This window comes from Daejeonella sp. JGW-45 (assembly GCF_029360805.1).
Classification (GTDB): Bacteria; Bacteroidota; Bacteroidia; order Sphingobacteriales; family Sphingobacteriaceae; genus Daejeonella.
The window spans coordinates 290,091-313,504 of the sequence record NZ_JARKNC010000006.1; the positions used below are offsets into that span (position 1 = coordinate 290,091).

20 protein-coding genes are annotated in these 23,414 nt (G+C 41.9%); 7 read left to right on the forward strand and 13 right to left on the reverse strand.

The window, feature by feature from the left end; translation table 11 throughout:
- The first annotated feature begins 31 nt into the window (after window positions 1-31).
- The 5 genes from rplL to P2W76_RS08785 all read left to right on the forward strand — a co-directional run bounded on the left by rplL (window position 32) and on the right by P2W76_RS08785 (window position 9,501).
- Window positions 32-412 (forward strand): 50S ribosomal protein L7/L12, encoded by a 381-nt coding sequence (gene rplL / locus P2W76_RS08765; protein ID WP_079700633.1) that lies wholly within the window; start codon window positions 32-34, stop codon window positions 410-412.
- A gap of 149 nt (window positions 413-561) precedes the next feature.
- Window positions 562-4,371: a DNA-directed RNA polymerase subunit beta gene (gene rpoB / locus P2W76_RS08770; RefSeq protein WP_276347359.1), complete on the forward strand. Its 3,810-nt coding sequence runs from the start codon at window positions 562-564 to the stop codon at window positions 4,369-4,371.
- An 89-nt stretch (window positions 4,372-4,460) separates the two neighbouring features.
- Window positions 4,461-8,747, forward strand: coding sequence for a DNA-directed RNA polymerase subunit beta' (rpoC, locus tag P2W76_RS08775; protein WP_276347360.1), 4,287 nt, complete (start codon window positions 4,461-4,463; stop codon window positions 8,745-8,747).
- A 129-nt stretch (window positions 8,748-8,876) separates the two neighbouring features.
- On the forward strand, window positions 8,877-9,131 hold the full coding sequence (locus tag P2W76_RS08780) for a hypothetical protein (RefSeq protein ID WP_276347362.1): 255 nt from the start codon (window positions 8,877-8,879) through the stop codon (window positions 9,129-9,131).
- Window positions 9,132-9,186: 55 nt separating this feature from the next.
- Window positions 9,187-9,501 (forward strand): DUF3467 domain-containing protein, encoded by a 315-nt coding sequence (locus P2W76_RS08785; RefSeq protein ID WP_276347363.1) that lies wholly within the window; start codon window positions 9,187-9,189, stop codon window positions 9,499-9,501.
- A gap of 42 nt (window positions 9,502-9,543) precedes the next feature.
- On the opposite strand, the gene miaA is transcribed toward P2W76_RS08785, so the two are convergent.
- The 6 genes from miaA to P2W76_RS08815 all read right to left on the reverse strand — a co-directional run bounded on the left by miaA (window position 9,544) and on the right by P2W76_RS08815 (window position 15,261).
- Window positions 9,544-10,473, reverse strand: a complete 930-nt coding sequence (gene miaA / locus P2W76_RS08790) for a tRNA (adenosine(37)-N6)-dimethylallyltransferase MiaA (protein WP_276347364.1) — start codon at window positions 10,471-10,473, stop codon at window positions 9,544-9,546.
- A 23-nt stretch (window positions 10,474-10,496) separates the two neighbouring features.
- Window positions 10,497-11,150 carry a hypothetical protein gene (locus P2W76_RS08795; RefSeq protein WP_276347365.1) on the reverse strand — a complete coding sequence of 218 codons (654 nt, stop codon included), beginning with the start codon at window positions 11,148-11,150 and terminating at the stop codon, window positions 10,497-10,499.
- Between the two features lie 71 nt (window positions 11,151-11,221).
- Window positions 11,222-12,631: an HD domain-containing protein gene (locus P2W76_RS08800; protein ID WP_276347366.1), complete on the reverse strand. Its 1,410-nt coding sequence runs from the start codon at window positions 12,629-12,631 to the stop codon at window positions 11,222-11,224.
- 77 nt (window positions 12,632-12,708) lie between these two features.
- Window positions 12,709-13,275 (reverse strand): L-threonylcarbamoyladenylate synthase, encoded by a 567-nt coding sequence (locus tag P2W76_RS08805; RefSeq protein ID WP_276347367.1) that lies wholly within the window; start codon window positions 13,273-13,275, stop codon window positions 12,709-12,711.
- Window positions 13,268-14,377 carry a glycosyltransferase family 1 protein gene (locus P2W76_RS08810; protein ID WP_276347368.1) on the reverse strand — a complete coding sequence of 370 codons (1,110 nt, stop codon included), beginning with the start codon at window positions 14,375-14,377 and terminating at the stop codon, window positions 13,268-13,270. The genes P2W76_RS08805 and P2W76_RS08810 overlap by 8 nt, the downstream gene beginning before the upstream one ends.
- A 65-nt stretch (window positions 14,378-14,442) precedes the next feature.
- Window positions 14,443-15,261, reverse strand: a complete 819-nt coding sequence (locus tag P2W76_RS08815; protein WP_276347370.1) for a 2,3,4,5-tetrahydropyridine-2,6-dicarboxylate N-succinyltransferase — start codon at window positions 15,259-15,261, stop codon at window positions 14,443-14,445.
- A gap of 68 nt (window positions 15,262-15,329) precedes the next feature.
- On the opposite strand from P2W76_RS08815, the gene P2W76_RS08820 reads away from it, so the two are divergent.
- Entirely contained in the window at window positions 15,330-15,722 is a 393-nt protein-coding gene (locus P2W76_RS08820) for an RNA-binding S4 domain-containing protein (protein ID WP_276347371.1), read from the forward strand.
- Window positions 15,723-15,774: 52 nt separating this feature from the next.
- Here the strand turns inward: P2W76_RS08820 and P2W76_RS08825 are convergent, their stop codons facing one another.
- Both P2W76_RS08825 and P2W76_RS08830 read right to left on the reverse strand, forming a co-directional pair.
- Entirely contained in the window at window positions 15,775-16,254 is a 480-nt protein-coding gene (locus P2W76_RS08825; protein WP_276347372.1) for a nucleoside deaminase, read from the reverse strand.
- A gap of 91 nt (window positions 16,255-16,345) precedes the next feature.
- Complete coding sequence (locus tag P2W76_RS08830) at window positions 16,346-16,936, reverse strand: OmpH family outer membrane protein (RefSeq protein ID WP_276347374.1); 591 nt, start codon at window positions 16,934-16,936, stop codon at window positions 16,346-16,348.
- 162 nt (window positions 16,937-17,098) lie between these two features.
- On the opposite strand from P2W76_RS08830, the gene gyrB reads away from it, so the two are divergent.
- Complete coding sequence (gyrB, locus tag P2W76_RS08835; RefSeq protein WP_276347375.1) at window positions 17,099-19,057, forward strand: DNA topoisomerase (ATP-hydrolyzing) subunit B; 1,959 nt, start codon at window positions 17,099-17,101, stop codon at window positions 19,055-19,057.
- A gap of 28 nt (window positions 19,058-19,085) precedes the next feature.
- Here the strand turns inward: gyrB and P2W76_RS08840 are convergent, their stop codons facing one another.
- The 5 genes from P2W76_RS08840 to P2W76_RS08860 form a co-directional block, all read right to left on the reverse strand.
- A complete protein-coding gene (locus tag P2W76_RS08840; protein WP_276347376.1) occupies window positions 19,086-19,970 on the reverse strand; it encodes a hypothetical protein in 885 nt (294 codons plus the stop codon).
- A gap of 21 nt (window positions 19,971-19,991) precedes the next feature.
- Window positions 19,992-20,885: a hypothetical protein gene (locus P2W76_RS08845; protein ID WP_276347377.1), complete on the reverse strand. Its 894-nt coding sequence runs from the start codon at window positions 20,883-20,885 to the stop codon at window positions 19,992-19,994.
- Window positions 20,886-20,925: 40 nt separating this feature from the next.
- Window positions 20,926-21,366, reverse strand: coding sequence for a retropepsin-like aspartic protease (locus tag P2W76_RS08850; protein ID WP_276347378.1), 441 nt, complete (start codon window positions 21,364-21,366; stop codon window positions 20,926-20,928).
- Between the two features lie 31 nt (window positions 21,367-21,397).
- The gene (mdh, locus tag P2W76_RS08855; RefSeq protein ID WP_276347379.1) at window positions 21,398-22,336 is read right to left on the reverse strand and encodes a malate dehydrogenase; all 939 of its coding nucleotides are present in this window, start codon (window positions 22,334-22,336) and stop codon (window positions 21,398-21,400) included.
- Window positions 22,337-22,561: 225 nt separating this feature from the next.
- Window positions 22,562-23,323 (reverse strand): hypothetical protein, encoded by a 762-nt coding sequence (locus P2W76_RS08860; RefSeq protein ID WP_276347380.1) that lies wholly within the window; start codon window positions 23,321-23,323, stop codon window positions 22,562-22,564.
- Window positions 23,324-23,414 lie beyond the last annotated feature (91 nt).

Genomic DNA, 23,414 nt, shown 5'->3' on the forward strand with positions numbered 1-23,414 from the left:
TCAAGTACAGAAATTTTAAAAATAAAATAAAATGGCAGATTTAAAATCGTTTGCTGAGCAATTAGTAAACTTAACAGTAAAAGAAGTTAACGAATTAGCTCAAATCTTAAAAGATGAGTATGGTATCGAGCCAGCTGCAGCAGCAGTTGCAGTTGCAGGTCCGGCAGCAGGTGGTGATGCACCAGCAGCGGCAGCAGAACAAACTTCTTTCGATGTAATCCTGAAAGAAGCAGGTGGTTCTAAATTAGGTGTTGTTAAATTAGTTAAAGATCTTACAGGCCTTGGCTTGAAAGAAGCAAAAGACTTAGTTGACGGTGCACCAAAAGAAGTGAAAACTGGTGTTGATAAAGCAGAAGCTGAATCATTGAAAAAAGCATTAGAAGAAGCTGGAGCTACTGTTGAGATTAAGTAATCTTAACTCATAAAATTATGGCCTTAGACTCCGATTTTCATCGGGGTCTATTGCCATTTGTATAATACCCATTTGATGTATGGCTTACATCTCCGTCCCTTGGCGGAAAACAAGTCGAAGTTTATTTACTTAAATAAATTCTCAGTCCCTTGGCAAACAAAATTAAGCAATCCGAAAGAGTAAATTTTGCTACCAGTAAGCATGTGATGGACTATCCTGACTTTCTGGATGTTCAATTACAATCTTTCAGGGAATTTTTTCAATTGGAAACTACTTCAGACAACCGTCATCAGGAAGGTTTGTTTAAAGTGTTCTCTGAAAATTTTCCGATCTCTGACTCAAGAAATATCTTCGTTTTAGAATTCCTTGATTACTTCATTGATCCCCCGCGTTACGATATACACGAGTGTATAGAGCGTGGTTTAACTTACAGTGTGCCTTTGAAGGCGAAGCTTCGCTTATCCTGTAACGATGCGGAACATGAAGATTTCGAAACAATAGTTCAGGATGTTTATTTGGGAACTATCCCTTATATGACGCCTAAAGGAACATTTGTTATAAATGGTGCCGAGCGTGTAATTGTATCACAGCTTCACCGTTCTCCGGGTGTGTTCTTCGGCCAAAGCCGCCACACTAACGGAACTAAATTGTATTCAGCCCGGGTAATACCTTTTAAAGGTTCATGGATCGAGTTTGCTACCGACGTAAACAACGTCATGTATGCTTATATCGATCGTAAAAAGAAATTCCCAGTAACTACACTTCTCCGTGCTATAGGTTATGATTCTGATAAGGATATCCTTGAATTGTTCGAATTAGCTGACGAAGTTAAAGTAAGTAAGTCTGGCTTAAAGAAAGCGGTCGGACGTAAGCTTGCAGCGAGAGTGTTGAAGAAGTGGGTAGAAGATTTCGTAGATGAAGATACCGGTGAGGTGGTTTCAATTGATCGTAATGAGATCATCATGGAACGCGAAACCATTTTAGAAGAAGACCATATTGATATGATCATCGAAGCTGGCGTAAAAACGATCATCTTAACTAAGGATGATGCCGTGAACAGCGGTGATTATACTATTATATATAATACTTTACAGAAAGATACTTCAAACTCAGAGAAGGAGGCGGTAGAGCATATCTATCGTCAATTGCGTAACGCTGAACCACCTGATGAGGAAACAGCACGTGGTATTATTGACCGTTTATTCTTTTCTGATAAGAGATATGACCTTGGCGATGTAGGCAGGTACCGTATTAATCGCAAATTGAAGCTTACTACTCCAATTGAAACGAAGGTTCTTACGAAACAGGACATCATTGCCATCGTGAAATATTTGATCAAACTGATCAATTCGAAAGCTGAGGTGGATGATATCGATCACTTATCAAACCGTCGTGTTCGTACAGTAGGCGAACAGTTATACGCACAGTTTGGTGTTGGTCTGGCTCGTATGGCTCGTACTATCCGTGAGCGTATGAACATCCGTGACAACGAGGTGTTCACACCGACTGACCTAATTAATGCACGTACGCTATCTTCTGTGATCAATTCGTTCTTTGGAACGAATCAGTTGTCACAGTTCATGGACCAAACCAATCCTCTGGCAGAGATCACGCACAAGCGTCGTCTTTCAGCCTTAGGCCCTGGTGGTCTTTCCCGTGAGCGTGCAGGTTTCGAGGTTCGTGACGTTCACTACACCCACTACGGGCGTTTGTGTACTATCGAAACTCCTGAGGGACCGAACATTGGTTTGATATCCTCACTATGTGTACATGCAAAGATCAATAACTTAGGATTCATTGAAACTCCATACCGTAAGGTTGATGCCGGACGCGTTGTAGTTGAAGAGCCGGTTATCTACCTTTCTGCAGAGGATGAAGAAGGTAAGACTATTGGTCAGGCGAGTGCAGTGTATGATGATAAAGGTAATTTCGAAACTCCGCACGTTAAAGCGCGTTACGAAGGTGATTTTCCTGTAATCGAGCCAACTAAGCTTGATTTGATGGATATTGCTCCTAACCAGATCACGTCAATTGCTGCGTCATTGATTCCATTTTTGGAGCATGATGATGCCAACCGTGCATTGATGGGATCAAACATGCAGCGCCAGGCTGTGCCGTTGTTACGCCCTGAGTCGCCAATCGTTGGAACAGGATTAGAAGGGCGTGTTGCACGTGATTCACGTACTCTGATCAACGCTGAAGGTGCCGGAGTTGTCGAATATGTTGATGCGAATGAAATCCGTATCCGTTACGAAAGAAATGAGGACGATGTTCTTGTATCTTTTGAAGGAGAGGTTAAATCATATCGTTTGATCAAGTTTAAGAAAACCAACCAAAGTACTTGTATTAACTTGAAGCCAATTGTAAGAAAAGGCCAGAAGGTTGAAAAAGGACAGGTTCTTTGTGAAGGTTATGCAACCCAGGATGGTGAACTTGCTCTTGGTAGAAACCTGAAAGTGGCATTCATGCCCTGGCAAGGGTTCAACTTTGAGGATGCGATCGTTATCTCTGAGCGTGTTGTTTCCCAGGATATATTTACTTCACTTCACATAGAAGAGTTCGAACTTGAAGTTCGTGACACAAAACGTGGAGAAGAGGAACTTACTCCAGATATTCCTAACGTTTCTGAGGAGGCCACTAAGGACCTGGATGAGAACGGTATTATCCGGGTTGGAGCAGAAATTAAAGAAGGTGATATTCTTATTGGTAAGATCACTCCGAAAGGAGAGTCTGATCCTTCACCGGAAGAAAAACTTTTACGTGCCATCTTTGGTGACAAAGCCGGTGACGTGAAAGATGCATCACTTAAAACTCCACCGTCAATCCATGGTGTAGTTATCGATACTAAGCTATTCTCGCGTGCTAAGAAAACCACTAAGCCTGAAGAGAAGGTGATGATCGAGAAACTGGATAACAAACATAATAAGGCCACCAAGGAATTGAAAGATACCTTGATTGATAAATTGTTCACCATTGTGAATGGTAAAACATCGCAAGGCGTTTACAATGTGTACAAAGAGTTACTGGTAGCGAAGGGTGTGAAATTCACTCAGAAGATCCTTACTGAACTGGAGTATGCAAATGTGAACCCAACAAAGTGGACAACTGATGAAGACAAGAACGAGTTGATCAAACAAACCCTTCACAATTATAACATTAAGCTTAACGAAGAGCTTGGTGCTTACAAACGTGATAAGTTTGCGATCAGTGTAGGAGATGAGCTTCCATCAGGAATTGTACAGATGGCTAAAGTTTATGTTGCTAAAAAGCGTAAACTAAAAGTTGGAGATAAGATGGCTGGACGTCACGGTAATAAGGGTATCGTTGCCCGTATCGTTCGTGACGAAGATATGCCGTTCCTTGAAGACGGAACTCCGGTTGATATCGTGTTGAACCCGCTGGGTGTACCTTCACGTATGAACCTTGGACAGATCTACGAAACTGTGTTAGGATGGGCTGGTAAAGAACTTGGAATGAAGTTCGCAACGCCAATCTTTGACGGAGCTTCGCATGATGAGGTTGAAGAGTGGGTTGCTAAAGCAGGTGTGCCAACCTCAGGAAGAACATACTTATATAATGGTTTAACTGGTGATCGTTTCGATCAGCAGACCACAGTAGGTATTATTTACATGCTGAAACTGGGTCACATGGTGGACGATAAAATGCACGCGCGTTCAATCGGACCATATTCATTAATTACACAACAGCCATTGGGCGGTAAAGCTCAGTTTGGCGGTCAGCGTTTTGGTGAGATGGAGGTTTGGGCACTTGAGGCATTTGGTGCTGCTAACATACTTCAGGAGATATTAACAGTTAAGTCTGATGACGTTGTAGGGCGTGCAAAAACCTACGAAGCGATCGTTAAAGGTGAAAACCTGCCAACGCCGTCAGTTCCGGAATCATTCAATGTATTGGTTCATGAACTGAGAGGTTTGGGATTGGATATCACATTAGACTAATTAAGGTGAAGGGTGAAAGTTTAAAGTTAAAAACGGTACGCCCGCTAACTTTCAACTTTCAACTTTCAGCTTTCAACTAAAAAAGAGCTATGTCTTACAAAAAGGATAATAAAATCAAGAGTAATTTCACCTCGATAACCATTAGCCTGGCTTCTCCGGAATCTATTCTGGAGCGGTCAAGTGGCGAGGTGTTAAAACCGGAAACTATCAACTACCGGACTTACAAACCTGAGCGTGATGGCTTATTTTGCGAGCGGATCTTCGGTCCTGTAAAGGATTACGAATGTCATTGCGGTAAATACAAGCGTATCCGTTATAAGGGAATTGTCTGTGATCGTTGCGGTGTTGAAGTAACTGAGAAAAAAGTACGTCGTGAGCGTATGGGACACATTAATCTTGTAGTTCCTGTTGCGCACATCTGGTATTTCCGTTCCCTTCCGAATAAAATCGGTTACCTTCTTGGATTGCCTACAAAGAAACTGGACCTCATCATTTATTATGAGCGTTATGTTGTTATTCAGGCAGGTTTGAAAGAAGCTGACGGTATTCAGAAAATGGATTTCCTCACAGAAGAGGAATATCTTGACATCTTAGATACTTTACCAAAAGAAAATCAATACCTGGACGATAAAGATCCGGAGAAATTCATCGCTAAGATGGGCGCTGAGGCGCTTCAGGATCTTTTAAGCCGTTTGGATCTGGATCAGCAGTCTTATGACCTTCGTCACCAGGCCGCTACTGAAACTTCACAGCAACGTAAGACTGAGGCCCTGAAACGCCTTCAGGTTGTGGAAGCTTTCCGCGGTGCAAATACTCGTATTGAGAATAACCCAGAGTGGATGATCGTTAAGATCGTTCCGGTTATTCCGCCTGAGTTGAGGCCTCTCGTTCCACTCGAGGGTGGCCGTTTTGCTACTTCCGATTTGAATGATCTTTACCGTCGTGTGATCATCCGTAACAATCGTTTGAAACGTTTGATCGAGATCAAAGCGCCGGAGGTGATCTTACGTAACGAGAAACGTATGCTTCAGGAGTCTGTCGATTCATTATTCGATAACTCACGTAAAGTAAATGCAGTTAAAACTGAAGGTAACCGTGCTTTGAAATCTCTTTCAGATATCCTGAAAGGTAAACAAGGACGTTTCCGCCAGAACTTGTTGGGTAAGCGTGTAGATTATTCAGCACGTTCTGTAATTGTTGTAGGACCAAACCTGAAACTGCACGAATGCGGTTTACCTAAGGATATGGCAGCTGAACTGTTCAAACCATTTATCATTCGCAAGATGATCGAAAGAGGCGTGGTTAAGACAGTGAAATCAGCCAAAAAGATCGTTGATCGCAAGGATCCTATTGTTTGGGATATCCTGGAAAACGTATTGAAAGGTCACCCGGTATTACTAAACCGTGCTCCTACACTTCACCGTTTGGGTATCCAGTCTTTCCAGCCTAAGCTGGTAGAAGGAAAAGCAATTCAGTTGCACCCATTAGTGTGTACAGCGTTCAACGCGGATTTTGACGGTGACCAGATGGCGGTGCACTTACCATTAGGTAATGCTGCTATCCTGGAAGCGCAGATGCTAATGCTTGCCTCACACAATATCTTGAATCCTGCAAATGGTACGCCGATCACGGTTCCATCTCAGGACATGGTTTTAGGTCTTTATTATATAACTAAAGGCCGCAGAACTGATGAAACGCGCGTGGTTAAAGGACAGGATCAAAGCTTTTATTCACCTGAAGAGGTAATTATAGCTTATAACGAGCGGAAGCTTGATCTGCATGCTTTCATCAAGGTTAAAACCAATGTGAAAGAGAAGGATGGTCAGATCGTTAATAAGCTGATCGAAACTACCGTAGGACGTGTTTTGTTTAACCAGAGAGTTCCTGCTGAAGTTGGATATATCAATGAGCTATTGACGAAGAAATCACTTCGTGATATTATTGGTGAGGTAGTGAAAACTACTGGTATGGCACGCGCAGCACAATTCCTTGATGATATTAAGGAGCTGGGTTTCCAAATGGCATTCCAGGGCGGTCTTTCGTTTAACCTTCAGGATCTTAACATTCCGGCTGAAAAAGCACAGCTTATCGGTCAGGCTAGTAAAGAAGTTGAAGAAGTAATGAATAACTACAATATGGGTTTCATTACAAACAACGAGCGTTATAATCAGATCATCGACATCTGGACACGTATCAACAATCGTTTAACGGCGAATGTGATGAACCAACTGTCAAGCGATAATCAAGGGTTTAACTCGGTGTACATGATGCTTGATTCCGGAGCCCGTGGTTCCAAGGAGCAGATCCGTCAGCTTTGCGGAATGCGTGGTTTGATGGCTAAGCCTCAGAAATCAGGTTCAGGTGGTGAAATTATCGAAAACCCGATCTTGTCTAACTTTAAAGAAGGATTATCGGTACTTGAGTACTTCATCTCTACTCACGGTGCACGTAAAGGTCTTGCCGATACAGCCCTGAAAACTGCAGATGCGGGTTACCTGACCCGTCGTTTACATGACGTTGCTCAAGATATGATCGTGGGTGAAACTGATTGCGGAACGTTGAGAGGAATATACACTACGGCATTAAAAGACAACGAGGATATCGTTGAGCCATTATACGATCGTATTTTGGGACGTACAAGTCTGCACGATGTATACGATCCATTAACTAATGAACTGCTTGTTAACGCAGGTGAGGATATTGAAGAGGATGTTGCAGTAAAGATCGAGAACTCTGCTCTTGAAGGTATTGAGATTCGCTCGGTTCTGACATGCGAAAGCAAACGCGGTGTTTGTGCTCTTTGCTACGGACGTAACCTCGCTACTGGTAAACGTGTTCAAATGGGTGAAGCTGTCGGCGTAATTGCTGCTCAGTCAATCGGTGAGCCGGGTACGCAGTTGACACTTCGTACATTCCATGTGGGTGGTACTGCATCTAACATAGCTGCAGAATCTCAGATCGTGGCTAAGTTCGATGGTGTGATCGAGTTCGAAAACGTTAGAACTGTGAGTCACCAAACTGAAGAAGGACCTCTTGAAGTTGTTTTAGGGCGTTCGGGTGAGTTCAGGATCGTTGAGCCTGGAACGAACAAAATGATCATGGCTAATAACATCCCTTATGGAGCTTATCTGTATGTTAAGGATGGCGAGAAGATCTCTAAAGGAGATAAGATCTGTAGCTGGGATCCATATAACGCGGTTATTATTTCTGAGTTTGAAGGAAAAGCTGAATTTGAAGCGATCATCGAAGGGGTTACTTTCCGTGAAGAATCGGATGAGCAAACCGGTCACAGAGAAAAGGTTATTATTGACACCCGTGATAAAACTAAAAACCCTGTTATCCGTGTAGCGGATAAGAAAGGTAATGGTCTTAAAGGATATAACATTCCGGTAGGAGCGCACATTGCTGTTGAGGAGAACGAATCTGTGAAAATGGGGCAGATCATTGCAAAGATCCCTCGTTCGACCGGTAAAACACGAGATATCACAGGTGGTCTCCCACGTGTGACGGAATTATTCGAAGCTCGTAATCCTTCGAATCCAGCAGTTGTAACTGAAATCGATGGCGTGGTAACCTTAGGCGGAGTTAAACGTGGTAACCGTGAGATGTCTATCGAATCAAAAGACGGACAGATCAAGAAATATCTCGTTCCACTGTCAAAACACATCCTGGTACAGGATAACGACTTTGTGAAGGCAGGTATGCCATTATCTGACGGATCGATTTCTCCAGCTGACATTCTTTCGATCAAAGGCCCGGCGGCAGTTCAGGAATATCTTGTTAACGGTATCCAGGAAGTTTACCGTCTGCAGGGTGTGAAGATCAACGATAAGCACTTTGAAACCATTGTTCACCAGATGATGCAGAAAGTAATGATCGAGGATGCCGGTGATACACGTTTCCTTGAAAAAGAGCTTGTTGACCGTTGGGATTTCCAATTGGAAAATGACGAGATATATGACAAGCGTGTAGTTACTGATCCGGGAGAATCAACTAACCTGAAAGCTGGTCAGATCATATCTGTGCGTAAATTAAGGGATGAAAATTCAGTTCTTAAACGTAAAGACATGAAACTTGTTGAAACCCGTGATGCTATTGCAGCTACTTCAAGCCAGATGCTTCAGGGTATTACCCGTGCATCATTGGGAACTAAATCATTCATTTCAGCAGCTTCCTTCCAGGAAACTACCAAAGTATTGAATGAGGCAGCGATCAGCGGTAAGCGTGATAACTTGTTAGGACTGAAGGAAAACGTGATCGTAGGTCACTTGATTCCATCAGGAACAGGATTGCGTCACTACGAGCGTATCATCGTTGGTTCTCAGGAAGAATACGATAAATTGTTGGCATCAAAACAGGAAGAAGTAGAAGCTTAGTCCTAGCCTTTAACTAATTGTAAGCCTCCGATCTGATCGGGGGCTTTTTTGTGTGGCGCAGAATTTGTAATTTTATGATATGAATTTTACGATTGTTTAGTTGATCCTAAATATTAAATTTCGAAGCTGATGAGTGTATCTGAAATTAAATTGTATCAAATACTTAAAGATAGGCTTGGTAACAAAGAAGCCGAAGCGTTAGTTCATTTCGTAAGTTCCGAGATAAAAAATGAATTTGATAACAGGAAGGAAATCTTTGCTACTAAGGATGACGTGGGTAATGTGAAGTCCGATCTTACGAAGTCAATTTATGTTGTGGGCCTTATCCAATTTCTGGCAATTACAGGCTCAGTTTTGGCTATTATTAATTTTATAATAAAATAATTCAAAATTATAACGATGAAGTCCTCCTATTTGGCGAGGACTTTTTTATTACATTATGGAAGAGCAAAATCCCGAGAATCAATTAAATATCGAATTGTCTGAAGAAGTCGCAGAAGGCATATATTCAAACCTAGCCATAATAACACATTCTAATACAGAATTTGTGTTAGACTTTGTGCGTGTAATGCCAGGAGTTCCAAAGGCCAGAGTTAAGTCCCGGGTCGTGTTAACTCCCGAGCATGCTAAAAGATTCATGAGAGCACTGGAGGACAATCTGGAAAAGTTCGAGACAATTAACGGGCGTATCAAGATTAACGAAGATCCTCCTGCCTTTCCCATGAATTTCGGCGGACCACCTGCGCAAGCATAGTGAAGAGACACTTTAACGCACCATCATTTCTTATATTATTCTTCAACTCTTTTGCGCGGGGAGCTCAAGATTTTTCAGCTGGAAATCGAGATAGCTAAATATCTTTTCATCGTCCGCTGGTTCAAACCACTTGATGTTTTCGGATTTGTTAAACCAGGTTAGTTGTCGTTTTGCGAACCTTCTTGTGTTTTGTTTGATCTTTTCGACAGCTTCTTCAAGAGTGTAAAGTCCGTCAAAGTAATCGAATAACTCAGAATAGCCCACGGTATTAAGTGGATTGAGGTGACGAAACTCTTTCAAACCCTCTGCCTCCTTTACAAGACCAGCCTCTATCATTAAGTCAACCCTGTGGTCAATGTTTTTGTATAGCGCTTTCCGATCAGTATTGAGGCCAATAGTTACAATATTGAAAGACCGCTGCTTCTTAGTTCTTTTACGAAATTCGGAAAATGGTTTTCCAGTCGCTTCGTACACCTCAAGCGCCCGTATAAGCCGTTGCGGATTATTTATATCTACTTCTGTGTAGAATGTTTGATCAACTCTTTTTAATTTTTCCTGAAGAGGAGCAATACCTTTATCGCGGAATAACTGGTTCAGTTTTTCACGAATTTCCTTTGTCGATGATGGAAGCTCGTCAAAGCCGTTGGTTATTGCATTAATAAACAACCCGGATCCGCCCACAACAATGATTACATTATGTCTACTGAACAGGTCCTCGATTAATTCCAGGGCTTTTTTTTCATAATCCCCAACATTAAAGTTGTCAACAATAGAATGTGAGTTTATGAAATGATGTTTTACGGCCATCAATTCCCCAGATGAGGGTTTAGCCGTACCAATATCCATCTCCCGGTAGAACTGCCTGGAATCAGCAGATACAATTTCTGTTTGATAGTGAGTGGCTAGCTGAATAGCCAAAGAGGTTTTTCCAATGGCGGTTGGCCCTGTGATTATAATCAGTGTCTTAGCCATTAGCAGAGATGATTTTTTAAAAATTAATAGTCATCTTTCTGGAGGTCATCTGCATCGTAATTTTCGTTATCTGAGAATTCATCCATGAATTCGTCTTTTTCGTCCTCATCCTCGCCCTCATCGGCTTTTTGATCTGTGCTTATTCCCAGGTCTGTCATTTGTTCCAGGTCGTCCGTGTCTTCCAATTGAAATTCTTCCTCATTAAGAAAATCAAAGTCGTCAGAGGAAGCTGTAGCGGCAGCTACAGGTGGCACAATTGCCATACCGGCCATCTTAGGCGCCTCACCGAGACTTCTTGAAATATAAGGATAGCTTTTACCCGACTCCTCATTTAGAAGGATTTTAATAAGTTCTACGTGGAAGTCATAAGGTCTGTCAAAGTTGTAGGTATAATAGAACTTCTGGTGGGGATCGTCTATGAAACTACTCAGTTTGGAGTTCTCCATTAAAGCGACACCATTATTTATCTTTCTCTGATTCGGTAAGTAAGCAATTTCTTCGTTCTTGATCCATTGATCGTTACTTACGTAAAATGACGAAGAAGCTTCAGTTTTATATCCGGTAGATTCGTGTATGGCTCTGTGAAGATCCTCGAAGGTTTGGTTCGATTTGATGTCAATATCCCGCTCCACATCATCGTAATCTTCAAAAGAAACCCTAAATCTATATATAGCCATTATTGTATGTTATTTTAAAGTACAAAAATACGATTTGCAAAAAACGATTATTGATTTTGTTTAAATTTTTATTAAGTCGTTTTTGAGGGAATTAGTCCAATTTCCTTACCCTTAAGTATCATATACTCCATGGCTTCCTCCCGGGAGTTTTTTATTACTCCCTCTAGAATCGCTTCCCGGATTTGATTTTTGATAATACCCACCTCTCTACCTGCCCTCAAATTAAATGCCATCATAATATCTTCTCCGGTTACCGGAGGCTGCCAATTTCTTATGTGGTCACTTTCTTCTACATCCTTAAGCCTTTGTTTAACCAGTTCGAAGTTACGGCGGTACTTTTTAATCTTATATTCGTTCTTTGTGGTTACATCGGCATTGCAAAGCAACATAAGGCCTTCAATGTCTTCTCCTGCTTCGAATAGAAGCCGTCTCACTGCTGAATCTGTAACAACATCCTGGGCAAGCACGATAGGTCTTAGATGAAGTTGTACAAGCTTTTGGACCATTTTCATTTTTTCGTTCAATGGTAGCTTTAGCTGAGCAAAGATCTTTGGAACCATCCGGGCTCCGCGGTCCTCATGTCCATGAAATGTCCAGCCATGCCCTGGCTCAAACCGTTTGGTTGCTGGTTTTGCAATGTCATGCAGAATGGCCGACCACCTTAGCCAAAGATCGTCTGTATTTTCTGATAGGTTGTCAAGCACTTGTAACGTATGGTAGAAGTTGTCCTTATGCCCTTTTCCGTCTATTATATCCACACCATGGAGTTCAACCATCTGTGGGAATATCTCTTTTAAGAGACCAGAATTAAATAAGTATTCAAACCCAACAGAAGGTTTGGGTGATAAGATGATCTTGTTTAGCTCATCGGTAATGCGTTCCGTCGAAACAATCTTAATGCGCTTATTATTTTTCTGAATAGCATGAAGGGCGCGTGTATCGATGGTAAAGCCTAGTTGCGAGGCGAAACGAATGGCTCTCATCATTCTTAAAGGGTCGTCAGAGAACGTTAGTTCCGGATCCAGCGGAGTACGTATCAGTTTTTGGCTTAGATCTGTCAGTCCGTCAAATGGATCCAACAGGCGGCCGAAGCTGGATGCATTCAGGCTGATGGCCATAGCGTTTATTGTAAAATCACGTCGCTTTTGGTCATCATCAAGAGAGCCGTTTTCTACAACAGGTTTTCTGGAATCTGCGCGGTAAGATTCCTTTCTTGCACCCACGAATTCAATTTCAAGGTTGTCATGGCGAAGCATTGCAGTGCCAAAATTTTTAAAAACAGAAACTTTCGTCCGGAAGATCTTACCCACTTCTTCAGCAAACGTTATCCCATTTCCCACGACCAAAATATCAACATCTTTTGAAGGCCGATCCAGGAATATATCCCTGACAAATCCACCAATCACATAGATTTCGGTATCAGAAGCATCAGCTATATTGCCGAGTTTTTTAAAAATGGGGTTTTGCAAGTATTTTTTCATAGAGTCCAATCCTTACAGGATCAGGGATAATGCTCGAAAATTTTAATCAAATATCGTTAAATCGTTTTTAGCAGGCGTTATTTCCGGATAAAAGAGAATTTACCCCCTGATTCCAGTTTCATGATCGTTGAAGACTTACCATCGGTTATCACATTTTGCTGCCAATTAACAACATAGTCGACTCCGTTCATAACTTCCGGACTTATATCAAAAAAGCTTACGGGTGACTTATCACCGCTTAAGTTTGCTGATGTCGAAACGATTGGTTTCCGGAAGCGATGTATAAGTTGCTGGCAAAAATCATGTTTCACAACACGTATTCCAATGCTTCCGTCGGAGGCTATCACATTTGAAGCAAGATTTTTTGCGCCTGAGTAGATAATCGTCAGGGGATTTTCAGCAAATTCAATCAGATCATATGCAATTTCAGGAACTTCGCTCACATAACTCTGAAGCTTGGTTTCCGTATCTAACAGGATAATTAAGCTTTTTTCATCAGAGCGGCCTTTTAATTCATAAACCTTTTTTACTGAATCAGGGTTAGTTGCATCGCATCCGATGCCCCATATTGTATCAGTGGGATAAAGGATCAAGCCGCCATTCTTTAAAACCTCAAAAGCCTTATTTATTTCTTCCTTAAGCATGAGTTAAAACCTCCTTATAAACTTCAATAATTTCAGTTGCAATTTTCTCATCGCTAAAATTCTTTACATGGTCATAGCCTGCCCGGATCATCATATTTCTTTGTTCACTGTTGCCAAGCACCATATTTATTTGTCGCGCAAGACTGGCTTCATCATCGGGATCAATATAAATGCTTCCCCGCCCGCCAGCTTCTTCCAAACAGGAACCTGTAGCCGCAATAACGGGTATGCCGGAATGCAAGGCCTCTACGATTGGTATGCCAAAGCCTTCAAAACGAGATGGATAAATAAATAATTGCGCCGATTGATAGATTGCCGGTAAATCGCTGTGATCTGCATTTTTAATGAAATGCACCCGTTGTTGTAAGTCATGACTCATGATATAGGACTTTACCCGGGTTGAATAGGGGGTATCCTTGCCAACAACTACAAGATGAATATCTTTAATATCCTTCAACGCTTTTATTACCAATAAGAGATTTTTTCGTTCTTCTATCGTGCCTACGTTCAAAATATATCTTTCCGGCAGGTTATATTTTTTCTGAACCTTATGCTTATTCTCAACGGAAGCTTTTGTGAAAAATATGGGATCACAATTTTGGTATATCACTTTTATACGGTCACTTTCGACGTTAAGATAGTGTATCAAATCCTTCCGGGTTTGATTGCTGATGGCTATTATTTTGTCGGCTGATGAAATTGCATAACGCAATTTAAGTTTGTAAATAATCCTGTCGAATAAAGCATAATATTCAGGATATCTTATAAAGATCAAGTCATGGACTGTAACAACTGACTGAATTCCTGCATTTTTTAAGCCGAAGGGAATCTCATTACTCAGACCATGAAAGACATCAATGTTGTCTGATTTGAGATTTTGTATAATACCTAAACTTCGCCAATAGGATTTAATTGATTTACTGCCGGGATATTTATAATTAACACCGGTAATAAGAAGTTTGGTTGACGGGGCTTTGATAGCATAGCTACTATAGTAATTTTCAGGATAAAATTTTGTCAGTAAACGAACTAAATAACGGCTGTAGTTGCCTAAGCCGGTAAAATTTTGTGTCATACGTTTGCCGTCGAAACCTATTCTCATCGCCCGTGTATAAAATAAAAGGCTGAAATCGTTTTCAGCCTTTTAAACTTTGATGCTGACTGAAATTAAACCGCAACGTTATTTTCCCTCAACGCGTCGTTTAGAGAGGTCTTTTTATCTGTAGATTCCTTTCTTTTGCCTATGATTAATGCACAGGGTACCTGAAATTCGCCGGCAGGAAACTTCTTGGCGTACGATCCCGGAATCACAACAGAACGGGACGGTACGATGCCTTTATATTCAACAGGTTCGTCGCCCGTTACATCAATAATCTTTGTAGACGCCGTTAACACAACGTTTGCTCCTAAAACAGCTTCGCTTTCTACATGTACGCCTTCTACAACTATTGCACGTGAACCGATAAAGCAATTGTCTTCGATTATTACAGGAGATGCTTGCACAGGCTCTAAAACACCGCCAATTCCAACACCTCCGCTCAAATGTACATGCTTCCCAATTTGAGCGCAGGAACCCACTGTCGCCCAGGTGTCAACCATTGTACCTTCATCAACATAAGCACCAATATTAACATACGAAGGCATCATAATTACTCCCTTAGCCAAATAGGCACCGTAGCGGGCTATTCCATGAGGCACAACCCGTACGCCGGTAGCTTTATAATCCGTTTTTAATTTCATTTTATCGTGAAACACAAACGGGCCAACTTCTATTTCTTTCATTTCGCTGATTGGAAAATAGAGGATGACAGCTTTTTTTATCCAGTCGTGAACATGCCAGCGAGTTCCAATTTGTTCGGCTACACGCAATTCGCCTTTATCAAGGTGTAAAATGACACGCTCTATAGCATCTCTGTACTCTTTAAATGTAATAAGCGTCCTGTCTTCCCAGGCCGTTTCTATAAGTTTTTTTAAATCAGAAGTCATACGGTAATTTTGAGCCAAAATACGGGATTTTTCTGGCAAATAGCCGATCGTTGTGTAAATTTGCTATCATGGCTGAGATTGAGAAATTACGCATTGATAAGTATTTATGGGCTATTCGCGCCTTCAAAACACGCAGCATTTCTACAGAGGCATGCAAGGCCGGGCGTGTAAAAATGAACGGACAAAATCTTAAACCCTCTCACATAGTTAAAACAGGAGAAGAATATACCGTTCAAAAAGGGCCGGATAAAAAGGTTATCAAGGTAACCGGTCTTTTGGAAAGACGTGTGGATGCCAAAACGGCCGTGACTTTTTATGAAGACCTAACTCCGGTTGAAGATACTCAGGCATATAAATCGATGTTTCATACACCCAACCTCAGCCGTGATCGGGGTACCGGCAGACCTACCAAGAAAGACAGACGGGAAATTGATGATCTGCAGGAGGGTTGGTTTGATTGAACAGTTACGGGTGAATATGTAATAGCTCATGTTCGCCAATTTGTTGAACTGATTAATAGCTGATTTTCATGGGCGATTTATCCCAAAGCCTAAAGGCATTTAAAGCCTCATCCCTTAACATTTGCTCAATAATAACTTTACGCTGATCTCGGGGCAGGGCCATTTCGTTGTAAATGAATTGGTCGTCAAATCCGATTTTGCAGGCATCATCTTTGGTATTCGCAAAGTATATCTTGTCGATGCGTGCCCAGTAAATGGCGCTTAAACACATCGGGCAGGGTTCGCAACTTGTGTAAATCAGACAACCACTGAGATCAAAGGTCTTAAGCTTTTTACTTGCTATTCGAATTGCAGATACTTCAGCGTGCGCAGTAGGGTCAAGTGTCCTGGTCACTTTATTTGCACTCTTACCAACAATTTTACCCTCTTTAACGATAACGGCACCAAAGGGGCCTCCCAATGAATTGCTCACATTTTGTTCCGATAGCCGGATGGCTATCCGCATAAAATCTTCATGTTGTTTACCCTGCATATCAAGATATTTTTAAGGCAGTTTCTGCCTGTATACAAAAATAAAAAACCCCAGCATTGCCGGGGTTCCTTTCTAATGATCTATCATTAAATTATTTCTTCTCTTTCTTGTATTCAGCATTCAGACCAGCCAAAACTTCCTTTGTAACGTCCAGGCTTTCGTCGGCATATAAAACGGTGGGATTGGCCTTAGAATAAGTGAGAACCATTTTATAACCTTTCGTTTTAGCAAAACCTTTTAGGAAATCCGAAACCTTGTTATATAATTTCTCGTTTTCTACAGCCTCTTCGTTGGCAAGCGCATTGCCGGCATTTTGATTGTAAGCGGCCAGTTCCTGTTGTTTCCTTGCAAGTCGTTCTTCAGTGCTTGTGCGTTGTTCAGCGCTCAAATTGGCTGCGCTTTGCTGGTATTGAGCCACTTCCCGCTGAAAAGCAGTTCCCTTAGCTGTAAGATCAGCCTGTGCTTTCTTTGACTTCTCCTGGAAGACGTTTTTAACGTCTTTGAAATATTCGTAACTATTCAATAATGAATCCGAGTTCACATAAACGATAGTCTCTGAATTCTGTGAATTCGACGTGGCCGGAGCAGCGCTTTTAGGTTGCTCTTTGCCACAGGAGATAACAACTGCTGCAATCGCAAATCCGGCTGCTGCTTTACTTAAATTTGCCAATAATTTCTTCATGTTTTTTAATAAAAATTTACGCAAATATAATCTTTCAATCTAAGTATCCCAACCATTTAATTCCAGCTCATTTACAGTACCTTGAAAGAGCGTTAAATTTATCCACAATGTGGGATATCCGGTGTAAAATCGTTATTTTTGTACTTATCGTTATTTTAAAATATGAGCGAAGAAACAATAGATAAATCGAATTATTCAGCGGATAATATACAGGTCTTAGAGGGGCTTGAGGCCGTTCGTAAAAGACCATCAATGTATATAGGCGATACGGGTTTCAAAGGCCTGCATCACCTGGTTTACGAAGTGGTTGATAACTCCATTGATGAGGCACTCGCTGGGTATTGTACTGATATTAAAGTTACCATTCACAAGGGCAATGCCATAACGGTTGAAGATAACGGAAGAGGTATCCCGACCGCAATGCATACGAAGGAGAAAAAGTCTGCGCTTGAAGTTGTCATGACTGTTCTCCATGCAGGGGGCAAGTTTGATAAGGATACCTATAAGGTGTCCGGAGGTTTGCACGGAGTTGGTGTGAGCTGTGTGAATGCCCTGTCAAAGCCATTAAAGGTTGTCGTTCATCGCGAAGGCAAGATATTTACCCAGGAATATGAGTGCGGAAAGCCTCTTTTCGATGTTAAGATAGTCGGTGAGAGCGAGCGTACCGGCACGATGGTGACGTTCCAGCCCGACCCCGAAATATTTACGCTCACAACGGAATATAAATTTGATACGCTGGCTGCCCGTCTCAGGGAGCTTGCTTATCTGAATAAGGGTATTCGTTTATCGCTGATAGATGAACGCGAGGTGAAGGAAGATGGTTCTCTGTTAGCAGAGGAGTATTATTCTGAGGGTGGCCTGAAGGAGTTTGTCAAATACCTCGATGGAATGCGCTCGTCAATCATACCCGAGCCGATTTATGTCGAAGGAATTAAACAAGGGATTCCGGTAGAACTGGCGCTTCAGTATAATGACACTTATACGGAAAACGTGCACTCTTACGTAAATAACATTAATACCCATGAAGGTGGAACTCATGTGGCTGGTTTTCGTCGTGGTTTAACACGTACGCTCAAGGCATACGCGGAAAAATCCGGGATGTTGAAGAACATGAAGGTAGAAATCACAGGTGATGATTTCCGTGAGGGATTAACAGCTGTAATTTCAGTAAAAGTTCAGGAACCGCAGTTTGAAGGCCAAACCAAAACTAAATTGGGAAATAATGAAGTTATGGGTGCGGTTGATGTAGCTGTTGGCGAAATCCTGGGTGACTATCTTGAAGAAAATCCGCGGGAAGCGAAAATGATTGTCAACAAGGTGATTCTGGCGGCTACCGCGCGGGCAGCGGCTCGTAAAGCCCGCGAGATGGTTCAGCGTAAAACCGTGATGGGCGGATCCGGCTTGCCTGGTAAGCTCGCTGACTGCGCAAATAATGATCCGGCTGCATGTGAATTATACCTTGTCGAGGGAGATTCTGCGGGTGGTACCGCTAAGCAGGGCCGCGACCGTAATTTCCAGGCAATTCTTCCATTAAAGGGCAAGATCCTGAATGTGGAAAAGGCAATGGAACATAAGATTTACGAGAATGACGAGATAAAGAATATGTTCACGGCCATGGGGGTGAGTATCGGAACTCCCGACGATGCCAAGGCATTAAATATGGAGAAATTGCGTTATCACCGGATCATTATTATGACGGATGCTGACGTTGACGGCTCTCACATTACGACTCTTATATTAACGTTCTTCTTCCGTTACATGAAAGAACTTATAGAGTATGGTTATATCTATATTGCAGCACCACCATTGTATCAGGTTAAGAAAGGTAAGGAGTTCGAATATGCCTGGAACGATGATCAGCGTGATGCTGCTGTTCAGCGCCTGAAAGGCGGCGGTAAGGAAGAAAGTGTAGGTATTCAGCGTTATAAGGGTCTTGGTGAGATGAACGCAGAGCAATTATGGGATACCACTTTAAACCCTGAAACCCGAACACTAAGAAAAGTTACCATTGAAAATGCCGCAGAATGCGATCATATTTTCTCTATGTTGATGGGCGATGAGGTAGGACCAAGACGCGACTTTATAGAGAAGAACTCCAAATATGCAAGAATAGATATTTAATTTTCTTATATCAGAAAGCCCTTTACATTTATTGTGAAGGGCTTTTTTGTGCAGGATTATACCGTAAATATACTACGGCACTAACTTCCCTGCTGGAGGTAATTTGTATCTGGTGTTCACGAGTGCCGTCAAATACCTTTAGGGTGGATGTATTTGGAGATATTCTTCCCAGGTTTTCAGCGTAAAGAATGATTTCATGTAGCTCTGAATCCCGGTTGAGCCGTAACGTATGAGTCGATTTCTTATTGACTATTGGTAAATTCTTTATAAACGGCTTCCTGTTGTGATAAATAGAGATAATATCCCCATCTTCTTTCAAATAGTCGCCAATTTCTAACTCGATAACGTTGTTGCTCACATCGATTACTATAGGCCGGGCTAATTTTGTCTGCATAAAAACGTTCGGATCGCGATCGTCAAGTAAGAGGTTTGTAAGCATTTGTGCGGGAATGTTATGCTGATTGTCTTTATTAAAACGTTGCAAATAAGCTTTTCCCGGGTAGCAAGGCAAAGTGTTTTCGCCCGCACCTGTAAATGTACCCCTAAGCGCATCAAGGCCATTGTCCTGAGAAAGCATTAGTTCCAGGTCTTTGATGCAAAGAAACCTGGCAGTATCTGCAGGTATTCTTGAATACAAGATCTTAAGTTCCTTGATCTTAAGTTCCGGCCCCTTCATCACACCAATAAAGTCGAGCGCTCCCTCAGCTTTAAGCGGGTTATTTCTGTATAGATAGGCTTTGCCATTTATAATATTCTGATTCTGATCCTTAACGTGGAGCACGTATTGTATATTAAGAACGGTAGCATCATAAACCTCAGCGCGGAGATATCCAGTCCAGATGCCTTTGTAATCCTGGGCTATCCCGGCATGAACCGATAAGAACAGCAAGAATAGGAGAAGTAATTTTTTCATCTTACCAATTTATCAGCTTGATTAACTTCGTTTCTTGGATTTATACCTGAGATATACTGCTGCAGTTTTTTCTTTGTCGGAAACGATCATAACCCGGTGTCTCTTATCGCCATCTACAACAATCATTTCCGATGTGTTTGGCGGAATTCGTCCTAAATTTTCAGCATATAACAGTATCTCGTGCAGTTCAATACGGGTATCAAGTTTGAAATTAATCAATGCAGGCCGCTTATCTATACGAATGTTGCTGGCAAGTAGATTTCTGTTCAAATAAACAGATACAGTATCATTATCAACTTTCATGTAGTCTATGATTTGGATCTGCAGGTCTGGATGAGTAACTGTAATTTCAGTTATTTTTTTCGGTTCGGTATTCAGAAAACGCTGGCTGAAATCTAAAACGGGCGGCGCACTGGATACTGCGATAGGTTGGGCAACGATCACAGAATCGCGGTGATCCTCAAGAAACCGGTTTAGTCCTTCGATAGTCCGGGACAGAATAACCTTGCCAGGGAAGCAAGGATCCGCTGGATTGTCTTTGCTGACTCCCGACCAGCTTCCTTCAAGATATTCGAAATTACCCTCAATCCTGTGGGCAAGAACAAATTTTTTCACGCAGGCAATCCAGCTGAAAGGAACTTTATCTTCACGGATCCATCCAACACTTTCATTAAGGCGAATACTGTCTTTGTCTATAAATCCTGACAGGCCAATTCTTATCTGTATAGAGTCACCTTCATAGGCGTAGGAATCGCCCCAGATATTTTTCCTTTGATTAAGGTCCAGTTCAAGATCATAAAGCTGGCTGTAGCCACCTGGTTGTTGAGTGATCTTGCCTATCCACTTTCCATGGACGTTCTGAGAAAAAGAACTTTTAAAACTCAGGCAGACTACAAAAAGTATAAGCCATCTCATACTGCAGCAATTTAAATCAAGTTAACGATTTTAAATTACTTTATAGCAGACTGTTCAAGAAAAGTTTTAGCGTTAATTTTTCGTAACTGATCGTCGCACCCCTGCTCTGCAGAATGTCGCCGCCTAATACACCGATTACCGGCGGCAGATCCAGGCGTTCATAAGCAGTGCTTATCATGGAAAGGTCCAGAACGGCGACTTCGAAAGCTTCCAGCCTGAGTCTGCCAATTTTTAAATATGGAAGAACAGCAGTGTGACTTTCCATTGTGTTGGTACCCAGCCCTGTAGAAAGTTTATCGGAAAGAAGGAGCTCGTTTGTCGGGATGTGGTGTTCGACGATCGACTTGTCAAGCACTGTCTTAGACGCACCCGTATCCAGCACGGCGTTAAATTTTTTGCCAAAAACGACAACTTCCACCAAAAGGTGGAAGCCGTCGTCTTGTAAATTTATAAGTTCTAAAGGAACTGTTGTTCTTTTCATTGCTCGCGGGCAGCCTTATCCGCCCGGATTTTTATATCACGTTTGAATCACGAAGAACCTGATTCATATTTCTAACGGCATCTGCACTCTTGTTGAATTCAGCCTGCTCAGCATCGGAAAGTTTAAAATCAAGGATTTTTTCCCATCCGTTTTTGCCGATGATAACCGGTACAACAAGAGAAATATCTTTTTGGCCGTATTCACCGTCAAGCGCAACACCGCAGGAAATCAATCTTTTCTCATCACGAACAATGCTTTCAACCATTGCAGCTGTTCCGGCTCCCGGCGCATACCATGCAGAAGTGCCAATCAGTTTAGTTAAGGTAGCACCACCAACCATAGTAGAGGAAACTACGCGATCCTGCTGTTCTTTTGATAGTAACTGAGTAACAGGAATGCTATTCCAGGTTGCATGCTGAATGAGAGGAATCATTGTGGTGTCCCCGTGGCCCCCAATTACAACAGCATTCAGGTCGGCAGGTGAGCAGCCCAATTCTACACTTAAGTAATATTTAAACCTGGCAGAATCTAACGCACCACCCATTCCAAGAATACGTTCTTTTGGAAGACCTGAGGTTTTTAAAGTAAGGTAATTCATTGTATCCATCGGGTTGGAAACAACTATTATGATGGTATTAGGAGAATATTTAAGGATGTTTTCAGTTACGCTTTTAACGATATTTGCATTTGTGCCTATCAGTTCTTCACGGGTCATACCAGGTTTGCGCGGTAAACCGGAGGTAATAACTACAACCTCTGAATCGGCAGTGCTGGCATAGTCGTTAGTAACACCTTTTATTTTTGTGTCAAAGCCAAGCAAGGCTGATGTCTGCATCATGTCTATCGCCTTGCCTTCAGCAAAACCCTCCCTGATGTCCAGTAAGATAAGCTCTTCCGCTAATTCTTTTCTTGCAATGTTATCAGCACAGGTTGCTCCTACTGCACCGGCTCCTACAACTGTAATTTTCATGTTTTTTTAATTATTTAATGATATAAAAGGCGGAAGCTTACATGTTTTAGTCGTTCCAGCCTGCTTCAATTTAAAATTGATTTGTTTGTAGAAAAATATTTGCCCGAATATAGAGATTAGTATCTTTTTTATGAAATTGAAGGGTGGTATTTGTGTAATATTTATTTTTCACAGTGCACTTAAAGATGGAAGATAAGAATACAGTTTTCCGACGAAGCTGCTGATCTAAGGCATCGGTTGTCCAGAGACGCCCATGTCTCGGCCTCCGACGTTGATAACCAATCCCAGGCTGAAAACAGAATTTCCGGCGGTCAGAAATTTTCTGTTTTTTAAACCGAAATTGCTGCCGCTGGTATATTGTATCTGGACGGCATTGCTCAGCGCCATGCGCGTAAAGAATACCGGTTCAAGAAATATATTGTCTTCTTTAATTTGGTCTATATCGTTTCTTTTGAAGTCAGTCATCTTTACATGGCTGATTCGTAATGCTGTTCCATAGTTAAGCGGAAACCGTGCACCAAAAAGTTTAAGGTCCTGTTTTCGTTTGGAACTGTAGTTTACCTGGATAAATGTTTTATTAAAGTTCGTTTCCTGGCGATCTTCAGTAACGATACCCGCGGATGTTTTATCCTTATAAACCCGCTCACTATTGCCTTTACCAAGCCCCAGATAAATTTCGAGAATACGGTTGTTTTCAGGCCCGAAAGTGTCAAAGTACCCCAGACCTGTTTCGATTAGGTTATGGTTGAAATCTTTGCGTGCCCTATTGTTATTCATTACAGATCCGTTTAATAATATGCCAAAATGCTCGCCCGGGGCATAGGCTGCGTTTACAGATACGTTTCCTTTGAGTGTAGTGTGTCCTGCTGCATTTAATTCGCCTTTGGAGCTTAACATTGGCGTGTTTGGGACATTAGGCATATAAAGAGAAGAACAGCTGGCAAAAAGAATGGGTAGGATCGCCAGGTAAAGAAAGGGGAAACGCATAATTTGTAAGTCGGTTTGCAATTAAACTCTCAGTTAAACGAAATATTGTAATTCCAGGTTGACATAAAAAATCGTGCCGGGGCAGGGAAAT

What these genes read in the sequence shown, in the direction of transcription:
- rplL (WP_079700633.1), top strand. Translation starts at nt 32, where the DNA reads ATGGCAGATTTAAAATCGTTTGCTGAGCAATTAGTAAACTTAACAGTA.
- rpoC (WP_276347360.1), top strand. Translation starts at nt 4,461, where the DNA reads ATGTCTTACAAAAAGGATAATAAAATCAAGAGTAATTTCACCTCGATA.
- P2W76_RS08780 (WP_276347362.1), top strand. Translation starts at nt 8,877, where the DNA reads ATGAGTGTATCTGAAATTAAATTGTATCAAATACTTAAAGATAGGCTT.
- P2W76_RS08785 (WP_276347363.1), top strand. Translation starts at nt 9,187, where the DNA reads ATGGAAGAGCAAAATCCCGAGAATCAATTAAATATCGAATTGTCTGAA.
- miaA (WP_276347364.1), bottom strand. Translation starts at nt 10,473, where the DNA reads ATGGCTAAGACACTGATTATAATCACAGGGCCAACCGCCATTGGAAAA.
- P2W76_RS08795 (WP_276347365.1), bottom strand. Translation starts at nt 11,150, where the DNA reads ATGGCTATATATAGATTTAGGGTTTCTTTTGAAGATTACGATGATGTG.
- P2W76_RS08800 (WP_276347366.1), bottom strand. Translation starts at nt 12,631, where the DNA reads ATGAAAAAATACTTGCAAAACCCCATTTTTAAAAAACTCGGCAATATA.
- P2W76_RS08805 (WP_276347367.1), bottom strand. Translation starts at nt 13,275, where the DNA reads ATGCTTAAGGAAGAAATAAATAAGGCTTTTGAGGTTTTAAAGAATGGC.
- P2W76_RS08810 (WP_276347368.1), bottom strand. Translation starts at nt 14,377, where the DNA reads ATGAGAATAGGTTTCGACGGCAAACGTATGACACAAAATTTTACCGGC.
- P2W76_RS08815 (WP_276347370.1), bottom strand. Translation starts at nt 15,261, where the DNA reads ATGACTTCTGATTTAAAAAAACTTATAGAAACGGCCTGGGAAGACAGG.
- P2W76_RS08820 (WP_276347371.1), top strand. Translation starts at nt 15,330, where the DNA reads ATGGCTGAGATTGAGAAATTACGCATTGATAAGTATTTATGGGCTATT.
- P2W76_RS08825 (WP_276347372.1), bottom strand. Translation starts at nt 16,254, where the DNA reads ATGCAGGGTAAACAACATGAAGATTTTATGCGGATAGCCATCCGGCTA.
- P2W76_RS08830 (WP_276347374.1), bottom strand. Translation starts at nt 16,936, where the DNA reads ATGAAGAAATTATTGGCAAATTTAAGTAAAGCAGCAGCCGGATTTGCG.
- gyrB (WP_276347375.1), top strand. Translation starts at nt 17,099, where the DNA reads ATGAGCGAAGAAACAATAGATAAATCGAATTATTCAGCGGATAATATA.
- P2W76_RS08840 (WP_276347376.1), bottom strand. Translation starts at nt 19,970, where the DNA reads ATGAAAAAATTACTTCTCCTATTCTTGCTGTTCTTATCGGTTCATGCC.
- P2W76_RS08845 (WP_276347377.1), bottom strand. Translation starts at nt 20,885, where the DNA reads ATGAGATGGCTTATACTTTTTGTAGTCTGCCTGAGTTTTAAAAGTTCT.
- P2W76_RS08850 (WP_276347378.1), bottom strand. Translation starts at nt 21,366, where the DNA reads ATGAAAAGAACAACAGTTCCTTTAGAACTTATAAATTTACAAGACGAC.
- mdh (WP_276347379.1), bottom strand. Translation starts at nt 22,336, where the DNA reads ATGAAAATTACAGTTGTAGGAGCCGGTGCAGTAGGAGCAACCTGTGCT.
- P2W76_RS08860 (WP_276347380.1), bottom strand. Translation starts at nt 23,323, where the DNA reads ATGCGTTTCCCCTTTCTTTACCTGGCGATCCTACCCATTCTTTTTGCC.